This window comes from Nocardia sp. NPDC058497 (assembly GCF_042720195.1).
Classification (GTDB): Bacteria; Actinomycetota; Actinomycetes; order Mycobacteriales; family Mycobacteriaceae; genus Nocardia.
The window spans coordinates 1-12432 of record NZ_JBHXMY010000136.1 but is presented as its reverse complement, the minus strand read 5'-3'; the positions used below and the strand labels follow the sequence as shown (position 1 = coordinate 12432).

Genomic DNA, 12432 nt, shown 5'->3' with positions numbered 1-12432 from the left:
ATCGGGCCGATGCCCTGGCCGGAACCCCAGATGTCGCGCCACGCCTTGGCATCGGTGTCGCCGCCGGAGCCGAAGTTCATCGCCGAGGGATCCGAGACCGGCAGGTTGTCCGGGTCGAGACCGGCCGCGATGATGCTGCCGCGCAGGTAGTTTCCGTGCACACCGGTGAACAGGTTCGTGTAGACGATGTCGGCGGCCGTCGAGGTCGAGATCTGCTCCTTGTACGCGTCGGCGGCATCGGCCTCGTCGGTGGCGATGAACGCCGATCCGACATAGGCGAGGTCGGCGCCGGCGGCCTGGGCGGCGAGCACCGAGCGGCCGTGCGCGATCGAGCCGGACAACAGCAACAGCCCGTCGAACCACTGCCGGATCTCGGAGAGCAGAGCGAACGGCGACAGCGTGCCCGCGTGCCCGCCCGCACCGGCGGCGACCGCGATCAGACCGTCGTATCCGGTCTCGGCGGCCTTACGGGCGAAGCGGTTGTTGATCACATCGTGCAGGACGATGCCGCCGTAGGAGTGCACCGCGCCGACGACCTCGGACCGCAGACCGAGCGAGGTGATGACCACCGGTACACGGTGGTCGACCACCGCGGCGAGGTCCTCCTCCCAGCGCGTGTTCGACCGGTGCACGATCAGGTTGGCGGCGTAGGGCGCGGCCGCCACCGACTCGCCGATCTCGGCCAGCCAGTCCCGCAGCGATTCCACCGAGCGCGCGTTCAGCGTCGGAAACGAGCCGACGATCCCGGCGCGGGCCTGCGCGATCACCAGTTTCGGCTTCGAGATGAGAAACATCGGGGCCGCGACCACCGGCAGGGTGAGCGTGCGCGCGAGTTCGGCGGTTTTCAGCACGGTGTTCCTTTCCGGCACGACGGTGCCGAGACGGAGGGAGTGGGGGCGGTGCCACGGACCTTGCGACCGGCGGGGAGGAAACGACCGGGCCCCCAGCCGTTTCCGAGGCCGTCGGCGAACTTCCCGTCGCGGTAGACGACGCGGCCGTTGACGATGGTCGCGGTGACCGCGCGGTCGTTGCGGTTGACCATGCGACGCAGGCCGTTGTATTCGGGAACTTCCTGTTCGGCGAGCTCGTGCACCGCACCGTCGAGTCCCTCCGGGTCGACGATGACGATGTCGGCCCGGTCGCCGACGCGCAGGTGGCCGGCGTCGAGGTTGTACCAGTCGGCCAGTTCACCGGTGAGCCGGTGCACCGCGTGCTCGAGGGTGAGGAACGGCTTGCGCTTGCCCTGCGCGGACTTCACGCGCTCGAGCAACCGCAGGTGGTAGTTGTAGAAGGCCATGTTGCGCAGGTGCGCGCCCGCGTCGCCGAAGCCCATGTGCACGTTCTTGTTGGCGGCGAGCTTGTCGGCGTACTTGGGCCGGTGGTTGGCGATCGTGGTGCGCCAGCGGATCTTTCGGCCGTGCTCGACGACCAGGTCGAGGAACGCGTCGACCGGGTGGATGCCGCGCTCGTCGGCGAGGCGGCCGAAGCTCTTGCCGATGTGGTCGGGGTCCGGGCTGTCGACGACGGTGGCGTCGTAGAGGTTGCGGTGCCAGATCTTCGGGGTGAATTTGTTCTCGTAGTCGCGGCGGAACCAGCGCCGGTACTCCTCGCTGCGCAACAGCTCGTTGCGCTCGATCTGGTCCTTGATGTCGAGAGCGGCCGCGCCGGAACCGAATTCCTCGAACACGACCAGGTCGATACCGTCGGCGTACACCGTGAACGGCACGGGCAGGTGTTGCCAGCGGAAGACTCCGTTGAGCAGGCGGTTGATGATCGGCGCGCCGTACATCATGAAGTACACCAGCGGCGGATACGCCTTGGAGTCGGCGGCGGCGAGCAGCGAGACCTTGAGGGCCTTGCGGCGGAACCGGCCGCCCGCGGCGAGGAAGAACTTGGGCACGTTCGGCGTGAGCGAGATCTCCGGCGTGCTCTGCAGGATACGTTCCCGGTCGCGCAGGACCTTGTTCAACGCGCGGAATTCGCGGCGCTTGACGAAGGTGGTCGGCAGCGAGCGCGAGCGGTAGAGGTCACCGTCGAGCTTGTCGATCCAGTTCGTCGTGGCCGACATGCCGAGGAACCCGGCGTCGAGCGCCTCGTTCAGCAGCACGATCATGCGTTCGAGCTCGACGTCGGACGGCTTGGCCTTGTCGTCGACCGCGCGGTCCATGCCCATGACATGGATCCGCATATCGGACTGGCCGAGGAACGTCGCGACATTGGGGCCGAGGTCGAGCTTGTCGATGGCGTCGGCGTATTCGGTCGGGGTGGACCAGGTGCGGTGCTTGTCCAGGGTGCCGATCACGATCTCACGCGGCACCGCCTCGACACGGCTGAAGATGTCGGCGCACTCGACATTGGTCGCCAGAATCGTGGTCAGCGAACAGTTTCCGATCACCGTGGTGGTCACGCCGTGGCGCAACGACTCGGTCAGCGCGGAGGCGGCGAGCATCTCGACGTCGTAGTGGGTGTGGATGTCCACGAAACCGGGCATCACCCACTTGCCGCCGGCCTCGATCACCTCGTCGGCCTCGGCGACGTCGAGCGGCCGCGAGCTGACCTCGACGACCTCGCCGTCCTTGATGCCGATATCGGCGGTGCGCGCCGCCGATCCGGAGCCGTCGAACCAGATCCCGTCGCGGATGACCAGATCGTAGCTACCCATACCGGACTCCCTTCATGCTCGTTTGCATGTCATAAGGCTCGAGGTTCGAGCGCCCATGCGGCTCGGCCATCACCCCTACCTGGGAACTTTCCACATCACGATTGACGCAACGCCGAGTAACATGTAAAACCATGCACTAGTGAATGTCAAAATGCAAGGGCCGTTCCGGCCGCGGACCGAAAGGGCGCGCATGTCAACGACCACCCCCGCGACGAGGCGGTTCCGGTCGGCCACCGCCGAGCTGGCGGCGCTGACCTGGGGCGATCCCGATGATCCCGCCGCACTGCTCGTGCACGGTTTTCCCGACAGCGCCTGGACCTGGGAAGTGATCGGGCCCGCACTCGCCGCGACCGGCCGCTACGTCGTCGCGCCTTTCACGCGGGGCTACGCGCCGAGCTCCCTGGCCGCCGACGACGACTACTCGATCGGCTCGCTGGTCGACGACATCGTCACCATCCATCGCCAGATCGGCGCCGACGAGCGCGCCATCGTCATCGGCCACGACTGGGGCGGTGCGATCGTGAGCGCGCTCACCGCGGCCCACCCGGCCCTGTTCCACCGCAGCGTGCTGATCGCCATTCCCCCGCTGGCCACGATCAAGGCGCTGTTCGCCCCCTCGCGACTGCGTGTCAATGCCCCACGGCTGGCCCGCCAGGCCCCGCGCAGCTGGTACATGACGCTCGTCTCACTGCCCTGGGTCTCCGACGCGATCGGCGCCTGGCTGATCGAGCGACTGTGGCGGGCGTGGGCCCCGAACTCGAACTCGGCGGTGACCCGGCACCGCGAGCTGGGACTGATCGCCCTGGCCGGCCGCGCGCGCCGACGGGCGGCGTTCAGCTACTACCGTGCCGTCTGGAACCCGCTCTACCGCCGCACCCGCGACTACCGCTACGAACAACTGGCCGCCTTCGCCGCGCCGCAGGTCCCCACCCTCTATCTGCAAGGCGCCGAGGACACCTGCGGACTGGTCGACACCGGCGCCGACGCGCTGGACCACCTCCCGGCAGGCAGCCGCCGCACCGTCGTCGCGGCCGCAGGCCACTTCACCCACCTGGAACAGCCCGAGATCGTCACTCGGCACATCATCGATTTCGTCGGCAAAGGAGCCTGACATGAAGTTGCGCAAGAGGACCCGGCCGGTCATGGACGCCGTCGACATCGGCCCGCTACAGCTCAAGGCCCGCCAGGTGGACTTCGATCTCACCGGGACTCCCCTGCACTGGATTCCCGGTCACGCGGTCGCCTCCCATGTGGTCAGCTCGTATCACCTGCTCTTCCCCGAGGTCGAACGATTCTTCATCGAAGCGTTCAAAGAGGCACTGCCGGAAATTCGCGACCCCCGCCTGCGCGAGGACGTTCTCGGCTTCATCGGCCAGGAGACCATGCACGCGAACGCGCACGACGATTCGCTCGGCGACTACTTCCAGCGCAACTGCATCGATCCCGAACCGCTGCTGGCACAATCGCGCTTCTTCCTGCGCCGAGTGCTCGGCCCACGCGCATACCGCAACCCGCGACGGATCAGGCAGCATCTGATCAACCGGTTGGCCATCACCGCGGCGCTCGAGAACTTCACCGCGTTCCTCGGCCACTACGTGCTGAACTGCACCTGGGACGAATACCACGCCGACCCGAACATGACCGCCCTGTTCCGGTGGCACGGCGCCGAGGAGATGGAACACCGCACCGTCGCCCACGAGATGGCCGAGTACTTCGACGACCGCTATTCCCGTCGGCTGCGGACGATGCTCGTGGTGTTCCCGGTGACCGTCTGGATTTCGGCCAGGTTCATCTGGTACCTGGTCAAGAACGATCCCGCCGCGACCAACTCCCGGCTGCGGGTGCTCTACGAGGTCATCCGGGACGGCCGACGGGGCCTGCTGCCGACCCTGGGCATGGTGCTGAGCGCGGTCTACGACTACCTCACGCCCAGCTACCAGCCCGATGACACCGGTTCGATGGCCCAGGCGCTGTCCTACCTCGCGACCATCGAATCCCGGACCGCGGCATGACAGGAGCGACGATGTCGGACCGACCTCGCCTGCGCGAGATTCCCGCCCACGCGCACGGCCGATTCCGCCATGACCCGCTGATGTGGGTGCTCGCCCGGGGCATGGACGCGCTGAACTGGATCGACGGCTTCGCCGCGCTCCCCGAAACCGGGCTCGGTCGACCACAGCAGTTCTTCGATGTCGTGGTCACCGACCGCGAGCTGGTGGCCCAGGACGAGAACGTCGTCGCGGTGACCTTCGAACTGCCCGACGGCGCGGAACTGCCGCCGTGGCGGCCCGGCGCGCACCTCGACCTCGAACTGCCCTCGGGCATCATGCGGCAGTACTCGCTGTGCGGTGATCCGGACGAACGCCACCGCTATCGCATCGCGGTGCGGTTCATCCCGAATGGTCGCGGTGGGTCCGCCGAAGTCCATCAGGGCCTGGTGGTGGGAACCCGGCTGCGGATCGGCTTGCCGCGCAATGCCTTCCCGCTCGCCGTCGGCGGCTACAAACAGTCGACGACAGCGGTCCGCCTGATCGCAGGCGGCATCGGGATCACACCGATCCTGCCGATGCTCGCAGTCCTCGACCAGATCGGGATGCCGTGGACGATGATCTACTGCGGACGCAACAGGGACTCGATGGCCTTCCTGCCCGAGCTCGCAGCCTACGGGGACAAGATCACCATCCACAGCGACGACGAAACCGGCCTGGCCGAGCCCGCGCTGCTGCTGGGCGAGCTGTCCGGATCGCCCGCGGTCTACACCTGCGGGCCGCCGCCGATGGTCGACGCACTGCGCGCCGCCCTGCTCAGCCGACCCGATGTGGAGTTCCACTACGAGCGATTCTCCCCCGCCCCGGTGGTCGACGGCGAAGAGTTCGACATCCACCTGGCCGGCACCGGCGAAACGCTGACCGTCGGCGCCGAGCAGACCGCGTTGGACGCCATCCTCGCCGCCCGCCCGGACGCCACCTACTCCTGTCAGCAAGGCTTCTGCCGTTCGTGCGCGGTGCGGGTGCTCGACGGCACACCAGAGCACAGGTCGACCGCCCTGAGCCCCCAGGAACTGGACGCGGGATACTTTCTCCCATGTGTGTCACGTGCCAAGGGATCTTTGACCGTCGAGCTGTAGGCCGGCGATGACGGCGAGCGCGCGACGCAAACCACAGAACGAGAACGGCGTCGCGACCCACCAGCGCATCGTGGACGCGGCCCTGGACGTGCTCGCCACCCGCGGCTGGCGCAATGCCAGCGTCGCCGAAGTGGCCGAGCGCGCCGGGGTGACCCGTGGCGCGATCCAGCATCACTTCAAGGACCGCGACGGCCTGTTCACCGCGTCGGTGCAGCACATCATGGAAACCCGCGTCCAGGAGATCGAGGCTTTCCAGCACACCATCGCGCCCGGTCCCGACAGCACGCGCGAGACAGTCCACCGGGTGGTCGAGCTGCACCAGGGCCCGACGTTCAAAGCCGCCCTGCAACTGTGCATCGCGGCCTCCGACGACCCGGTGCTGACACCCCGCGTCGCCGCCATGGAGCTGGAGGTCGGGGCCCGCAGCTTCTGGGCCCTGATCGAGGTGCTGGGTCTGAACGGCAACAACCCCACCGTGCGCACCACCGTGCAGGCGTTCCTCGACAGCGCCCGCGGCCTCGGCCTGGCCGGCATGCTCAACGACGACTCCCGCCGCCGCGCGCAGGTCGCCGACCGGTGGGCGCAAATGCTCGACGACCTCCGCTAGCTCCGCTCAGCCGACCAGGCCGCCGCTGCAGGCCAGGACTTCGCCGGTGACGTAGTCGGATTCGGGCAGGCACAGCAGGTAGACCGCGCCTGCCGCTTCCTCCGGCGTACCGAGCCGACCCAGTGGGGCGATGTGCTGCGCGGCCTGCAGGATCATCGGATTGACGCCGACCTTCAGTTCGCGGCCCTCGATCTCGATGGTCGCGTCCCCGTCGGCGGCGGACTCGGTGAGCCGAGTCTTGATCAACCCGAACGCGACGGCGTTGACGGTGACCCGGTAGCGGCCCCACTCCTTGGCCATCGCCTTGGTGACCCCGAGGATGCCCGCTTTGGCCGCGGAGTAGTTGATCTGCCCGGCGTTGCCGTAGAGACCGGCGAGCGAGGAGATGTTGACGACCTTGCGGGTGACGGTCGCGCCCGCGGCCTTCTCCCGCTTCGACGCGGCGCTGATCACCGGTTGCGCGGCCCGCAGGATCTGGAACGGCGCCTTGAGGTGCACGTCCAGAATGGCGTCCCACTGCTCGTCACTGACCTTCTGCACCACCCCGTCCCAGGTGTATCCGGCGTTGTTGACGATGATGTCGAGCCCACCGAATGCCTGGACGGCGGTCGCGACGAACCGATCGGCGAAACCCGTCTCGGAGATATTGCCCGCGCAGGCGACGGCGGCTCCCCCAGCGGCCCGGATCTCGCGCACGGTCTCTTCGGCAGCTGCCGGATCGAGGTCGTTGACCACGACCTGCGCGCCGTGCGCGGCGAGCTTGTGGGCGATGGCGGCACCGATACCGCGACCGCTACCGGTCACGATGGCCGACTTGCCGGCGAGACTGCTCATTACTCGGTGATTCCTTCTCCGTTGTGGGCGAACTCGCCGTGACGGCCGCGCCGTCGGCGAAGCGGGTCGCGCCCGCGAGGGTGTCGTGGGAAATCAAGATGGCGCCGTGGCCGAATCGTCGGCCAGCGCGGCGGTTTCGGTCAGCCGTCCCGGGGCAAGCGACGGCATAGCCGCTGACAGCGGCGATCACCGACTCGGACAGCCGCAACCGCGAGACGCTCATCGGCGCGTCGCCGTCCGGCCGGTCCGTCGTAGTCGACTGTCATGGTGCTCGCGGTCATCTCGGCATCACCGCTCGAACTGGGCGCGCTTGTGATCGCCGTACGGTTCGTCGCGCTCCCGCACGGCCTTCCGGAAACCTGCGGTGGCGGAATAGGTCTGGAATGCGTAGCCCTCGCGCGTGTGCCGGGAGATCCCGTCGAAGATGGTGCTGATCATGGCCGAGTTGGCGACGCCCTGGGTGTTCAGCGCGGAGTTGAGCGCGAGCTTGGCCATCATCAGCTGGTTGACCGGCATCCGCGCGATGCGCTCCACCAGCGCCTCGGTGCGCTCGTCGAGTTCCTCGGCGGGACAGGACTCCACCGCCAGACCCCATTCGGCGGCCTGCTTGCCGCTGATGCAGTCGCCGGTGAACAGCAGCCGCTTGGCGCGCTGGTCCCCGAGCCGGTGCGCCCACAGGCCCGCCGCCGGAATGCCCCAGACCCTGGTGGGCGGATACCCGATCTTGGTGTCGTCGGCGCAGATGATCTGATCGGCGTGCAGCGCGATATCGGTGCCGCCGGCCACCGCGAAGCCGTGCAGCTTGGCCACTGTCGGCTTGTTGGCGTGCATCAGGCTGGCAAAGCCCTTGGTGAACCGGCTCATCATGGCGTAATCGATCATCGGGTCCCACACCCCCTGCGGATTGTGGTTGATCGCATTGACCACCGGGTCGAGCACGGTTCCGTTGATCTCGTCCGGTCCGCCCGCGCCCGCGAAGCTCTGCTCGGCGAACATGTCCAGGTCGTAGCCGCCGCAGAACCCTTTACCGCGCCCGGACACCACGATGACGTGCACGCGCGGGTCCAGGTCGGCCCGCTCCACCGCGTGCGCCAGGTCTCGTGGGGTATGCGGGGTGATCGCGTTGCCCTTGTCCGGGCGGTTGAACATGATCCGGGCGATCCGGCCGTCGCGTTCATAGGTGAGCGTGGAGTACTCGCGCTCGAAGTCCGGATCGGGGCGGTGCCGCCACGGCGACTCGGGACCTTCGGTCCAGCTCTCATACCAGGCCGCAGGTCGTTCGCCGGATTCGGGCTCGGGGTGGGACACAGTAGGCTCCTTCGAATTCGACAGGGAGATATCAATCGGCAGGCCGCGCCCGCGGCGTCGGCTCCCGGACCGGCTCACCGCGATACCGCGTGGGTGGCCCATCGATGCCCGCCAGTTTCCAGACACCCCGCGCCACCGGGTTCATGAGTCCCACTTGGTGGGCGAGCGCGCGCACATCGCCGAAATAGCCGCGACGTTCGCGGCGCGATCCCGCTGACGCCCAGAACAACTCGCGCCGGACGTGATCGGGCACGGCGAACCGGGACCAGAACTCCCGCGAAGGCGGAACGATCAGCTCGCACGCGACGCGCATAGCCACTGGTAGCAGCACCGACAGCGCACCCCGGGCGAGGAACCCTGACTCCGGCACGTGCCTGCGGATGAACTCGTGCGCGAACGAGATGTGGCGCGCTTCCTCGGCCACGTGAATCCGCATGACGTCCTTCAAAATCGGGTGATAGTCCCCGGGGTGGCCGCGCAGGAATGCCTTCTGGATGTGGTCGATCGGCTCTTCGCCCGCGAGGATGCACATGAAGAAGAAGGTCGGCGAGATCCGGGCGATCAGCGGGATCAGCGGCGCGACGCTGCGAAAGAGCCTGCCGAAGCCGACCACATCGGCCCCGGACCGGTTGACGGCCTGCTGAAACATCAGCGTGTGGTTGCACTCTTCGATGACTTCGTGGGTGGCGTAACGGAACTCGGCCGAACCGTTGGGCAGGTTCAGCAGATAGAGCATGACCCCGGACATCAGCAGCTGCTCGAACTGCAGCCCCACCTTCGCCATCCCTGCCTGCCGGTGCCTGCCGATCTCGATCTGGACCCCCACCGGCAGCGATCGATACCAGGGGTGGCGGCCGATGAGGTCGGTTTCGGGGAGAACCCACCGGCGATCGTCGGGCGTGACCTGGAATTCGGGCGCGTCCCAGTCGATGTCGTGATAGGGGCTGAAGCCGCGCTCGACCGAGGCATCAGCCAGCGCATGTAGCATCTCGGCATAGTCGATGGCTTCGCCGGCGGCATTGCGTTCGGGTGTGATCGCCATTGATCGCGCTCCTTGTCCAGCTCAGGCGAGCTTCGGTGTGGATCGTTCGAGAATCGCCGCGGTGTCGATACCGAGCGGGAGGGTGCCGAAGACATCGCCGCGGTCGCCCGCGAGCCGGGTCCGCAGGTACCCGTCGGCGACGGCTGGGTGCCCGTAGCGGACCAGCAGCGAGCCCTGCAACACTTGCGCCATCTGCCCGACGACGCGGCGAGCCCGGTACTGCATCGTCTCGAAGTCGCCGAATTCCCGTTCGAGGCGACCGATCGCGGTGTCGAGTTCGGCCGACGAACCCGCCGTCGCCTTCACCGCGTCCAGGAAAGCTCCGAGAGTCTCGGGCTGCTTGGCCATGGCGCGCAGAGTGTCCAGCGCTGCGACATTGCCGGACCCTTCCCACACCGACATCAGCGGCGCTTCCCGGTACAGCCGTGGCATCCGCGACTCTTCGACATACCCGTTGCCGCCCAGGCATTCCAGTGCTTCGGCGGCGTGGATCGGGCCACGCTTGCAGACGTGGTACTTGGTCACCGCCAAAGCGATTCGGCGCAGCGTCGCCGCCTGCTCGTCACCGGCCATCGCGTGGTCGGTGAGCTCGGCCAGCCACAATCCGGCCACGGTCGCGGCTTCGGCTTCCACGGCCAGATCGGTGAGCACATTGCGCATCAGCGGCTGGTCGATCAGGGTCGCGCCGAAAGCGCTGCGGTGCGCGGCGTGATGAGCCGCGTTGGTGACCCCGACCCGCATGCCCGCGGCGCTGCCGAGGATGCAGTCGAGGCGGGTGAGGTTCACCATCTCGACGATGGTCGGCACGCCACGCCCCTCGGGGCCGACCAGCCAGCCCACGGTGTTGTCGTATTCGACCTCGCTGCTGGCATTGGAGTGGTTGCCCAGCTTGTCTTTCAGCCGCTGCAGGTGGAACGGGTTGCGGGTGCCGTCGGGCAGCACTCGCGGCACGAAGAAGCAGGACAGCCCGGCGGGTGCGTGTGCCAGCACCAGGAAGAAATCCGACATCGGCGCCGAGGTGAACCATTTGTGGCCGGTGATCCGGTAGGAGCCATCGGGCTGGGGCACCGCGGCGGTGGTGTTGGCGCGCACATCGGAGCCGCCCTGCTTCTCGGTCATCGACATGCCCGCCGTGAGACCGAGTTTGGTCGCGGGCACCCGCAGGCCGGGGTCGTAGACCGCGCTGGTGAGCAGCGGCTCGTAGACCGCGGCGAGCTCAGGATTCGCCCGCAGCGCGGGGACCACCGCGTAGGTCATCGACACCGGGCAACCGTGGCCTGCGTCCACCTGGGCCCAGATGCTCAGTTTGGCCGCCCGCGTCAGGTGCGGAGCCGGGCGCTCGTCGGCCCAGGGTGCGCCGTGCAGGCCGAAGCCGATGGCGTGGCGCATCAACTGGTGGTAGCTGGGGTCGTAGGCGACCTCGTCGACGCGATGACCGTAGCGATCGTGGGTCTTCAGGACCGGCGGGTGGGCTTCCGCGAGGTCACCCAGTTCCTGCGCTTGCGCACTGCCTGCCGAGCGGCCGACCTCGTGCAGCTCGTCGACGGCATGCACGGCGCCCGCTCGGTGCAGTGCTTCCAGCACCACGGGGTAGTCGGCCGGGTCGTAGTCGACCAGCGGCGGTACCTGATTCGTCACCTCGTGGGTTGTCATGCCGATCCCTCCAGCGGTTCGTGTCCCGGCCCCCGGCCGTATTGCAAGTCTGCATTGCATGACGCAAATGTGCAATACCGCCTCGGCCGGTCGATCCTTGCGAGGTCGACAGACCGGCAGCTGGCTACCATCGACCGATGGTTGAGAACTCGCTCCCGATGCGTCGCCTGACGGCCAGGTCGGCAGTCTTGAGCGTGTTGCTGGGCGCGCATCCGGCGCAGGCGCCCGCGGCGGCGATCGTGCATCTGGCGACCGAACTCGGCCTGCACGAGTCGACCGTGCGAGCGGCGCTGACTCGCATGGTGTCGGCCGGGGACCTCGAACGCGACGAGGCCACCTACCGGCTCACCCCGCGTCTGCTGAAACGCCAGAAACTGCAGGACCTCGCCATCGATCCGATCCTGCGGCCCTACGACGGCGACTGGCGACTGGCGATCGTCACCACCGGCGCCGAGGCCGCGGCCGACCGAACGCTCCTGCGAGAATCGCTACAGGCCAACAAGTTCGGTGAGATTCGCGAAGGCGTATGGGGTCGACCGGACAACCTCACCACCGCACAGATCGCCGCCGCCCACCGGCTCACCTACGTGACCGGCCGGCCCGATGACCCCGAGGAACTCGCCACACGACTGTTTCAGCCCGCCGACTGGGCCGACATCGCGACGAAGCTGCTGGCCGCCCTCGATGCCGCCGACGCGATGCGAGACCGTCTCGAAGTAGCAGCAGCGGTCGTCCGTCATATCCTGCACGACCCGATCCTGCCCGCGGAGTTCCTGCCCCAACCGTGGCCGGGTGCCGACCTGCGCCGCGCCTACCGCGACTTCCGCACGGAATTCACCGCTTTCGCCACCACTTACGTACCGTGACACGCACTGATCGGGCGCCGGACATCGACAGCATCGCCGCCATTGCTGACGTCGACGCGCGAATCCACCGACGATGAGTACCCGCTGAAGGCCGCATCGCCGCTCAACTCAGGGTGAATTCGGCGTCGACTACCAGTTGACCGCCATAGATTCCCAGGTCGCCTGCGTTCCCATCTTCGATGCGCCCCGGCGAGGAATCGAACCTGCGACAACGGTAGTGATCGGAACTGTGGACGGTGTGGTCCGCAGGCCGCGTCCATCAAACACACGGCCAAAACGGGGGGTTTTCGGGGGGCCAGCACGAAAAAACAGGTCAGGCCCGGTCTGTGAACC

General features: G+C 67.7%; 11 protein-coding genes and 1 pseudogene. 5 read left to right on the top strand and 7 right to left on the bottom strand.

The annotated features are described in order from the left end of the window. A partial coding sequence (locus ACFWPJ_RS12265; RefSeq protein ID WP_378850062.1) for an NAD(P)H-dependent flavin oxidoreductase occupies positions 1 to 794 on the bottom strand: 794 nt, incomplete at its 3' end. Positions 795 to 844: 50 nt separating this feature from the next. Then, positions 845 to 2662 carry an amidohydrolase family protein gene (locus tag ACFWPJ_RS12260; protein ID WP_378850060.1) on the bottom strand — a complete coding sequence of 606 codons (1818 nt, stop codon included), beginning with the start codon at positions 2660 to 2662 and terminating at the stop codon, positions 845 to 847. A 190-nt stretch (positions 2663 to 2852) separates the two neighbouring features. On the opposite strand from ACFWPJ_RS12260, the gene ACFWPJ_RS12255 reads away from it, so the two are divergent. Genes ACFWPJ_RS12255 through ACFWPJ_RS12240 form a run of 4 tightly spaced genes read left to right on the top strand, consistent with a single transcriptional unit; the run spans position 2853 to position 6396 of the window. Continuing rightward, positions 2853 to 3773 (top strand): alpha/beta fold hydrolase, encoded by a 921-nt coding sequence (locus ACFWPJ_RS12255; RefSeq protein WP_378850058.1) that lies wholly within the window; start codon positions 2853 to 2855, stop codon positions 3771 to 3773. Position 3774: 1 nt separating this feature from the next. After that, entirely contained in the window at positions 3775 to 4674 is a 900-nt protein-coding gene (locus tag ACFWPJ_RS12250) for a metal-dependent hydrolase (protein ID WP_378850057.1), read from the top strand. Positions 4675 to 4685: 11 nt separating this feature from the next. Then, positions 4686 to 5789 carry a PDR/VanB family oxidoreductase gene (locus ACFWPJ_RS12245; RefSeq protein ID WP_378850055.1) on the top strand — a complete coding sequence of 368 codons (1104 nt, stop codon included), beginning with the start codon at positions 4686 to 4688 and terminating at the stop codon, positions 5787 to 5789. A 7-nt stretch (positions 5790 to 5796) separates the two neighbouring features. Beyond that, positions 5797 to 6396: a TetR/AcrR family transcriptional regulator gene (locus ACFWPJ_RS12240; RefSeq protein WP_378850054.1), complete on the top strand. Its 600-nt coding sequence runs from the start codon at positions 5797 to 5799 to the stop codon at positions 6394 to 6396. 6 nt (positions 6397 to 6402) lie between these two features. On the opposite strand, the gene ACFWPJ_RS12235 is transcribed toward ACFWPJ_RS12240, so the two are convergent. From ACFWPJ_RS12235 to ACFWPJ_RS12215, 5 genes and pseudogenes are all read right to left on the bottom strand, one after another. Further along, positions 6403 to 7230, bottom strand: coding sequence for an SDR family NAD(P)-dependent oxidoreductase (locus ACFWPJ_RS12235; RefSeq protein ID WP_378850053.1), 828 nt, complete (start codon positions 7228 to 7230; stop codon positions 6403 to 6405). A gap of 157 nt (positions 7231 to 7387) precedes the next feature. Next, positions 7388 to 7471: pseudogene (locus ACFWPJ_RS12230) on the bottom strand (enoyl-CoA hydratase); the annotation flags it as partial. A gap of 47 nt (positions 7472 to 7518) precedes the next feature. Then, positions 7519 to 8538 carry a crotonase/enoyl-CoA hydratase family protein gene (locus ACFWPJ_RS12225; protein WP_378850051.1) on the bottom strand — a complete coding sequence of 340 codons (1020 nt, stop codon included), beginning with the start codon at positions 8536 to 8538 and terminating at the stop codon, positions 7519 to 7521. Positions 8539 to 8569: 31 nt separating this feature from the next. After that, on the bottom strand, positions 8570 to 9580 hold the full coding sequence (locus tag ACFWPJ_RS12220) for a diiron oxygenase (RefSeq protein WP_378850049.1): 1011 nt from the start codon (positions 9578 to 9580) through the stop codon (positions 8570 to 8572). Positions 9581 to 9601: 21 nt separating this feature from the next. Continuing rightward, positions 9602 to 11233 carry an acyl-CoA dehydrogenase family protein gene (locus tag ACFWPJ_RS12215; protein ID WP_378850047.1) on the bottom strand — a complete coding sequence of 544 codons (1632 nt, stop codon included), beginning with the start codon at positions 11231 to 11233 and terminating at the stop codon, positions 9602 to 9604. A 137-nt stretch (positions 11234 to 11370) separates the two neighbouring features. Here ACFWPJ_RS12215 and ACFWPJ_RS12210 point away from each other — a divergent pair, with 137 nt between their 5' ends. Beyond that, positions 11371 to 12099, top strand: coding sequence for a PaaX family transcriptional regulator C-terminal domain-containing protein (locus ACFWPJ_RS12210; protein ID WP_378850045.1), 729 nt, complete (start codon positions 11371 to 11373; stop codon positions 12097 to 12099). Positions 12100 to 12432 lie beyond the last annotated feature (333 nt).